The organism is Streptomyces nanshensis, from assembly GCF_001751255.1.
GTDB lineage: Bacteria > Actinomycetota > Actinomycetes > Streptomycetales > Streptomycetaceae > Streptomyces > Streptomyces nanshensis_A.
The window spans coordinates 1-517 of the sequence record NZ_LJGW01000469.1; the positions used below are offsets into that span (position 1 = coordinate 1).

Annotated in this window: 1 pseudogene; it reads left to right on the top strand. The window is 77.8% G+C overall.

What is annotated here, in order from left to right:
* Positions 1–517: pseudogene (locus AN218_RS37155) on the top strand (hypothetical protein); the annotation flags it as partial.

The following is a 517-nucleotide window of genomic DNA, read 5'->3' on the forward strand; positions in this document are numbered from 1 at the left end:
CGGCGGCCGTACGCGAGGCGGAACGGGCGGGCGCCGGGCGCGCGTCGGGAGAGACCGGCGACGCCACAGGCACCGCGGACACCACAACCGGGGACGCCGGAGGCGCCGCCGCGTCCGGACGCCCCTCCGCGGAGACCGAACGCGCCCGGCTCGCCCTCGGACAGGTGCTGCACGCCCAGACCCGTACGGCCGACGCACGCCGCCGCCCGGGCCGCGTACGGGAACTGCTGCACGAGGCGGCGGACCTGCTGACCGCGGACGGCATCGACACCAGGCTCGAACTCGCCGCCGTGCGCTACGAGTTGTGGCGTACCGAGGGCGACACCGCACAACTGCGCGCCGCCGCCGAACTGCTCCGGGCGACCCGCGGCACGCGCCGCGCGGACGGCACCCTGCGCAAGCGCGTCGAGGCCGAACGGCGCCTGTGGCTGGGCAGGGTGCTGCTGGCCCTGTGCCGTACGGACGAGGGCGGCGCGGCACACCAGCGCGCCCTGGGAGCCGACGCGGCCGCCCAACT